This is a genomic window from Micromonospora sp. NPDC005367 (genome assembly GCF_040606825.1).
Lineage (GTDB): Bacteria > Actinomycetota > Actinomycetes > Mycobacteriales > Micromonosporaceae > Micromonospora.
The window spans coordinates 82170-89432 of sequence record NZ_JBEXFP010000025.1; the positions used below are offsets into that span (position 1 = coordinate 82170).

Genomic DNA, 7263 nt, shown 5'->3' on the forward strand with positions numbered 1-7263 from the left:
AAGCCCGAGCCCTTGAACACGATGCCCACCGAGTTGAATACCTTGCGCAGCCGTCCCGCGCACTCCGGGCACTCGGTCAGCGGGGCGTCAGAGAAGGACTGCACCGCCTCGAGCTGGTGGCCGCACGTGGTGCAGGCGTACTGATACGTGGGCACTTTCTCCTCCGGATCGGGTTCGGCCGGTTGGCACTCGACGTCTTCGAGTGCCAATGTTGCGTCATTCGCCCCCGGTTCGTCCAGTGGACGTGTGGGGCGCGACACCCGGCGGCGTGCCCAGCCCGGACGGCGGGGCGGCATCCAGCGTACGCAGACCCCCGGCGGGGGTGACCACGGCGCGTACCGGACGGTCGTGCGGCTCGGCCGGCAGGCTGCTGACCAGCTCACCGTCGTGCAGCGGCACCACGGTCAGGGTCGTCTCGGGCAGCCGGGCCAGCGCCCGGTCGTACGATCCGCCGCCACGGCCCAGTCGCAGCCCGCTCAGGTCCACCGCCAGCGCCGGGAGCACCACCAACCCGGCGCCGGTGATCGCATCCGCGCCGAGCCGTGGCCCGGCGGGCTCGCGCATCCCCCGACCGGCCGCGACCAGGGAGTCCGGCCCGGCGTAGGCGGCCCAGTCCAGGTCGAGGTCGGGTAGCAGCACCGGCAGCAGCAGTTCCCCGTCGGGCGGCAGCGCGGCGCGCAGCACCTCCGGCAGCTCCGGACCGCCCGGCTCCGAGCCGACCGGGACGTACGTCGTCACCCGGGCCGGGCGCAGCCGGCGTACCAGCGCGACCAGTGCGGCCTGGATGCCGGACGCGGCTGCCGCCCGGGCCTCGGCGCTCAGCTGCCGGCGGCGGGCGAGCAGTGCGATACGCATGTCCCGTTTCGCCACACGAGTCACTTCCGCTCCATAAGAAAAATCCGGCACGCAACACTCCTGACGCAACGCCTCTCCCACGGTTGCTCTGTGTCAGCATCGCAACAAGGAAGGCGGAACTTTCGGGGGGAACCGAGTGACGCTACGCGGGCGGTTGACGGCGGCCTTCCTCGCGGTGGTCCTCGGCCCGGTCCTGCTCGGCGCACTCTTCGTAGCCTCGACCCTGCACACCGTGGACCGCAGCCGTTCCGTCGAGCGGCTCGCCGTGGCGGCCGCCGCCGTGCGTACCTCCGTCGACGCCCTATGCCAGCAGTTGCGCGCCGCAGCCGACGCGGTTGCCCTGGGCCGCGGCGACCCGGCGGGCGCCGCGGCCCAGGTGGTGAGCCGGGGCCTGGCCGCGGGGGTGGTGCTGAGCGACGTCGCCGGGCGGATCACCTACACCACGCCCGGTGCGCCGGCGAGTCCGTGGCAGGAGTGCGCCGGCGCGGCGACCAGCGGACCGGTCCGCGCGCTGACCGTCCGGGTCGACCTGCGCGACCGTGCTGGGACGACGCTCGGCACGGTCGCGGCCGCGCAGCCGGTCGACCCGGCGTTTGTGGCCCGGCTCGCCGCGGTGACCGGCGTGGCGGTCACCCTGCTCGACAACGGCGCCGGGCCCGCACGGGTCACCCACACGACCGAGACGAGTGAGGTACGCGACGCGGTGCTGGCCGCCGCCGGCACCCTCGACGACGAGCAGATCACCGAAACGGCCGACGGCCGGTACGTCCGCCGCATCGGTCCCTCGTCCGGTCAGCCGCTGCCGCTGGTGCTCTCGGTCCCCAGCGAACAGCCGCCCGATCTGAACACGGCGTTGGTCGGGGCGGTGATGCTGGCCGCGCTGCTCGCCGTGCTGGCCGCCTGGCGCCTGGCCCGGGTCACCACCCGACCGCTGGTCGAGTTGGCCGCCGCGGTCGACCGGGTGGCGGACGGCGACCTGACCGCCCGGGTTCCCGTACGCACCCGCGACGAGCTGGGTCGCCTGGCCGGCGCGTTCAACCGGATGACCCGCGAGACCGGCTCCTACGTGGCCGCGCTGACCAGCAGCCGCGACCAGCTGCGTGGGCACCTCGCCGTCCTCGGCGACACCCTCGCGAGTACGCACGACCTGCAACGCATCCTGCGGGTGATCCTGAACAGCGCGATCGCGGCGACCGGGGCCCGGGCCGGCGCAGTGCTCCTGGTCGAGCCGGGCGGGATGCTGGTCGCCCAGTGCACCGACGGGCTGGACGGGCGCTGGCCTGAGGAGGACGAGCCGACGACACTGCGGGTACCCGTCGGCACCGGGATGGTGGGTGCCGTCGCCGCGACCGGGGTGCCGCAGCGGGGCCGGATGGACCCGGCCGACATACCGGCGGGGGAGCCGCGCTGCCGGACGTACATCGCGGTTCCCTTCGCCACCCCCGCCGGCCCGGGGCCTGCCACGGGTGCCGCCGTCCCCTCCGGTGTTCCCGTGCCGTCCAGTGGCGGGTCCGGGTCGGCGGTCGCCGGGCCCACCGACGCGGAGAGTGAGGCGGGCGACTTCCCGACCGTCGAGCTGCCCGGCGGCCGGGCGGCGGGCGGTACGGACCCGGCCGCGGCGCTCGGCGTGCTCGCGCTCTACGACCGCCTCGGCGCGGACGAGTTCGACGACGACGACCTGGTCACCCTGCGCACCTTCGCGAGCCACGCGGCCGTGGCGGTGGAGAACGTACGCGGGCACGAGGAAGCGCAGCGCCTTTCGCTCACCGATCCGCTGACCGGGCTGTGGAACTACCGTTACCTGCGCGAGTCGATCCGACGCGAGGTCGAGCGGGCCAGCCGGTTCGGCCGGATGCTGAGCGTCCTCGCGCTGGACCTCGACCGGTTCAAGGACGTCAACGACACCTACGGGCACGCGGCCGGAGACACCGTGCTGGCCGAGTTCGCCCGCCGGTTGCGTGGCGAGATCCGCGAGGTCGACCTGGCGTTCCGGCAGGGCGGTGAGGAGTTCGTACTGCTGCTGCCGGAGACCGACGCCCGCGGCGCGGCGATCGTCGCGGAGCGGCTCGGTGCGGCGATCCGGGACACGTCGATGCCGGTCGAGCCGCACACGGGATCACCCGTCCCGGTACGGGTGACTGTCTCCATCGGTATCGCCGTCTACCCCGACCACGCCGGCACCGGGCAGCAGGTGCTGGAGGCCGCCGACGACGCCCTCTACGCCGCGAAGGCCGCCGGCCGGGACACCTACCGGGTGAGCGCCCGACGGCAGACGGCGGCTCGTGAGCTGCCGGTGCCGGCGGCGGCGGTCACCCCGCCCGACGGGCTGCCCCGCGCGGGCCGCGCCACCGCGCCCGTCCGTCCCGAGCCGGCCGCGCCGATCCGCGCGGAGGCGGCCGCACCGACCTGTACGGACGAGGTGCCCGCGGGAGACGGAAGCGCAGCTGAGCCGGTGGGGTCGACCGTCACCGGTCCGGATGCCGCCCGAGCCGGCCTCGGCCCCACACGCTCTGCCGCCGGAGGCGGCGCGTCTTCCGGGCCACACCCGCCGCGGCAGAGCCGTGGCCGATAGTCTCGCGGCATGTCGGTGCACTCAGCGAACTCCTCAACGACGGCCGCCGCGACCGGCCGCTCCCGCGCGGTCAAGGCTGTCATCCCGGCCGCCGGTCTCGCCACGCGTTTCCTGCCGGCCACAAAGGCGGTGCCCAAGGAACTGCTGCCAGTGGTCGACCGGCCGGTGTTGCAGTACATCGTCGAGGAGGCCACCCAGGCCGGCATCAACGACGTGCTGTTGATCACCGGCCGGGGTAAGACCTCGATGGTGGACCACTTCGACCGCCGCCCCGACCTGGAGGCCAGGCTGGAGAAGAAGCCCGAGATCCTGGCCGCGGTGCAGCGCCCCAGCGAGCTGGCCGAGATCTACACCGTCCGGCAGCCCGAACAGCTCGGCCTCGGCCACGCCGTCGGGTACGCCGAGTCGCACGTGGGCGACCAGCCGTTCGCGGTGCTGCTGGGCGACGAGTTCGTCAAGATGGACGAGCCGCTGCTGCCGGCCATGATCGAGCTCCAGGCCCGCACCGGCGGCGTGGTCCTCGCGTTCTTCGAGGTCGACCCGGCCGAGACGAAGCGGTACGGCATCGCCTCGGTCGCGCCCGCCGAGGCCGAACTGGCCGACATCGGCGAGGTCGTGCAGGTCACCGGCATGGTCGAGAAGCCGGACCCGGAGGAGGCCCCGAGCAACCTGGCGGTGCTCGGCCGGTACGTGCTGCCGGGGAAGATATTCGACGCGATCCGGCGTACGAAGCCGGGCAGCGGCGGCGAGATCCAGCTGACCGACGCGATGGAGCTGCTGCGTACGGAAGGGACACCGGTGCACGCCATCGTCTACCGCGGCACCCGCTACGACACCGGCATGCCGCTCGGTTACCTGCAGACAGTGGTGCAGATCGCCGTCGAGCGGGACGACTTCGGGGCCGAGTTCCGCAAGTGGCTGACCGACTTCGTGAACTCCAACGTGTCGGGCGGTTCCAATACATGACCGCTACGGCCGACGCCGAGGCGGCCGCGAACGAGTTGACGCCGCTCGCCGACTACCTGGGCAGTGTGCTGCGCAGGTTACGCGCGCTGCCTCCGCTCGACCTCGACCTCACCCAGGCGTACGGTAACGTCCTCGCTGAGGACGTCGTCGCGCCGCACGCGTTCCCGGCCTTCGACCAGTCCGCCGTCGACGGTTACGCCGCGCGCTGGGAGGACATCTCCGGCGCGGGGCGGGCCGCCGCCGGGCGGGCCGTCCGGCTGAACGTGGTCGGTGACCTCGGCGCGGCGAGCTGGCGGCCGGTCCGGCTCACCCCCGGCTCCTGCTTCTCGGTCGCCGCCGGGGCACCGCTGCCGGTCGCCGCCGACGTGGTGGTGCCGGTCGAGTGGACCGACCAGGGCATGGCCGCGGTGGAGATCTACCGCACCCCCAAGCGGGGGTACGGGTTGCGCCGGGCCGGCGACGAGCTGCCCGCCGGGGCGCTGCTCGCCCGGGCCGGCACGTACGTGACGCCGGCGCTGGTCGCGGTCTTCGCCGCCACCGGCATCGGGCACGTGGTGGTCCGGCCCAGCCCGCGGGTGGTCGTCGTGGCCACCGGGGACGAGCTGGTCGACGTGGGCCGGGGCAGCCAACCCGGCCAGGTGGTGGACGCGAACTCGCACGCCCTCACCGCGGCGGCCGTCGAGGCGGGTGCGCTGGCATACCGGGTCGGCATCTGCGACGACGACCCGGAGGGACTGCGCGGGCTGCTGGAGGACCAGACCCTGCGCGCCGACCTGATCATCACCACCGGTGGCACCGGCACCGGGCCGGGCGACATGGTCCGCCGGATCCTCTCCCGCCGGGAGGGCGGCCGAGCTGGCCCGGTCACCTTCACCGAGGTGGCGCTCTACCCCGGCACGGCGCTCGGCTTCGGCACGGTCGGCGCCGAGGAGGTGCCGGTGGTCTGCCTCCCCGGCGACCCGGGCGCGGCGCTGATCGGATTCGAGGTGCTCGCCCGCCCCGCGATCCAGCTCCTCGCCGGAGCGGAGCCGGTGTTCCGGCCCAGCGTCCGGGCGCACCTGCTGGAGACCGTCTCGTCGCCGGGCGGGCTGCGCGAGTTCCGCCCCGCGCACGTCGCCGAGCGGCGCGGCGGCGGCTACACGGTCCAGCCGCTCAGCGGAGGGCCGTTCACTCTTTCCGGGCTCGCCGAGGCCAACGGCCTGCTGGTGCTCGGCGAACGGGTCACCACCGCCGCAGCGGGCTCCACCGTGGACGTACTCCTGCTGGATCGCCGTCGGTGAGCACTCCCGCAGGCCCCACCCGCGTCCGCGGGCCGGGCCGGGCGCGGCGGCGAGCCATGCGGCACCACGCAATTGTTCGGAGTGCCCGCGCGGGCGGCGCCGTGCCGGGCGTAGGGTCCGCCCCGTGAGCCTCTTCGGAGCCGGGCGGGCACCCGGCTGGCCCGCGGTCCTCGTGGACGGTCCCGTCGTGCTGCGTCCATACCGGCGCTCGGACGCCGTCGCCTGGTCCGAGGTGCGGCGCGCCAACAAGAGCTGGTTGGCGCCCTGGGAGTCGTCGCTGCCCGGTGACTGGGACGAGCTGAACTCGCCGGCCACCTTCCGCTGGGTACATCGGGACCAGCAACGCTCGGCGCGCGTCGGCGACGGGATGCCCTTCGCCGTCTGCCTGCGCGAGGACGGGCGGGAGCGGCTCGTCGGGCACCTGAACCTGGGCAGCATCGTGCGGCGGGCGCTCTGCTCCGGGTACGCGGGCTACTGGGTGGACCACCGGGTCGCCGGCCGCGGAGTGATCCCCACCGCACTGGCGCTCGCCGTCGACCATGCCTTCGGCCCGGGTGGTCTGCACCGGGTCGAGGTCAACATCCGGCCCGAGAACCGGCCGTCCCGCCGGGTCGTGGAGAAGCTCGGCTTCCGCGAGGAGGCGTACCACGTGCGCTACATGCACATCGATGGCGCCTGGCGTGACCACATCGGATATGCGATGACCAGCGAAGAGGCCGCCGCCGAGGGTGGGTTGCTGGCCCGCTGGCATCGGGTCCGCGCCGCCACCAGGTGACCGTCCAGCCCGTGCCGGGTCCGGCACGGGCACAAGCGCCGCTGTCCCGCCGATGGGATCGGCGCGGCGCGTCGGCATCACGCTCCGTCGCCCGTAACCTCAAGTAACTGCAAGATGTGGCAAGCGCTGTTCGTCGTACGATCGACTTCGCCGGCACCGATCGGTTGAAGATCCTGCGGTCGAGCCGCGATTGCTCCGAATTCGGTGACGGGAGGGGTGAGGGTGCCGACCTCGGTGCTCCTCGCCGTCCTCGCCGCCGCCGGCCTGCTCGCTCTCGCTCCGGCGCTGGTCCGCCGGTACGACGCCACCGAGCGGCTGGTGGCGGAGCGGGCGCAGTCGACGGCGCGGGTGCTCCAGCGCCAGCGCCGCCGCCGTACTGTGCCGGGACGGCGGCCGGTGCGCCCGCCGCGACACCTCGTCGTCACCCTCAGTGAGAATGCGGCTACGGGCGGTCTTGGTAAGCCGGTCTCGGCGCCACCAGCCTCTGCCCGCCGAACAGGCCGGCTGCGTGCCGTGCCGCCCGCCCCGAACCGGGCCCGTCGCCGGCCGCCGCCCCGCCGCCACACCCCGGCCGTATACCGGCGGCGCCGGGTGCTCGCCGCGCTACTGCTGCTCAACGGCGTCGAGCTGATCGGCGTACTCGTGGTCGGCCCCGGATTCTGGATCAGCTTCTCGGTCACCGGCGCGCTGCTGGTGGCGTACGTCGGGCACCTGCGGCAGCGGGCCATCGCCGACCAGCGCCGGCGGCGGGCACGGGCCCGGGAAGCGGCGTGGCTGGCCGCCCGGCAGGCGGAGGTACGGCGGGAGCAGGCCCG

Annotated in this window: 6 protein-coding genes and 1 pseudogene; 5 read left to right on the top strand and 2 right to left on the bottom strand. The window is 74.1% G+C overall.

Annotated features, from left to right (window positions below):
• Positions 1 to 14 precede the first annotated feature (14 nt).
• Both ABZS42_RS18985 and ABZS42_RS18990 read right to left on the bottom strand, forming a co-directional pair.
• Positions 15 to 296, bottom strand: a pseudogene (locus ABZS42_RS18985) (FmdB family zinc ribbon protein); the annotation flags it as partial.
• Positions 217 to 906, bottom strand: a complete 690-nt coding sequence (locus ABZS42_RS18990) for a 5-formyltetrahydrofolate cyclo-ligase (RefSeq protein WP_355146931.1) — start codon at positions 904 to 906, stop codon at positions 217 to 219. The gene ABZS42_RS18990 and the pseudogene ABZS42_RS18985, both read right to left, overlap by 80 nt.
• Positions 907 to 991: 85 nt before the next feature.
• Here ABZS42_RS18990 and ABZS42_RS18995 point away from each other — a divergent pair, with 85 nt between their 5' ends.
• The 5 genes from ABZS42_RS18995 to ABZS42_RS19015 form a co-directional block, all read left to right on the top strand.
• Positions 992 to 3427 (top strand): diguanylate cyclase, encoded by a 2436-nt coding sequence (locus ABZS42_RS18995; protein WP_355146933.1) that lies wholly within the window; start codon positions 992 to 994, stop codon positions 3425 to 3427.
• A 9-nt stretch (positions 3428 to 3436) separates the two neighbouring features.
• Positions 3437 to 4393 carry a UTP--glucose-1-phosphate uridylyltransferase gene (locus ABZS42_RS19000; RefSeq protein ID WP_355146935.1) on the top strand — a complete coding sequence of 319 codons (957 nt, stop codon included), beginning with the start codon at positions 3437 to 3439 and terminating at the stop codon, positions 4391 to 4393.
• The gene (gene glp, locus ABZS42_RS19005) at positions 4390 to 5673 is read left to right on the top strand and encodes a gephyrin-like molybdotransferase Glp (protein WP_355146937.1); all 1284 of its coding nucleotides are present in this window, start codon (positions 4390 to 4392) and stop codon (positions 5671 to 5673) included. The genes ABZS42_RS19000 and glp overlap by 4 nt, the downstream gene beginning before the upstream one ends.
• Before the next feature lie 124 nt (positions 5674 to 5797).
• Complete coding sequence (locus ABZS42_RS19010) at positions 5798 to 6448, top strand: GNAT family protein (protein WP_355146939.1); 651 nt, start codon at positions 5798 to 5800, stop codon at positions 6446 to 6448.
• A 216-nt stretch (positions 6449 to 6664) separates the two neighbouring features.
• Positions 6665 to 7263 (top strand): hypothetical protein (locus tag ABZS42_RS19015; protein ID WP_355146941.1); only part of this gene is annotated, 599 nt, incomplete at its 3' end.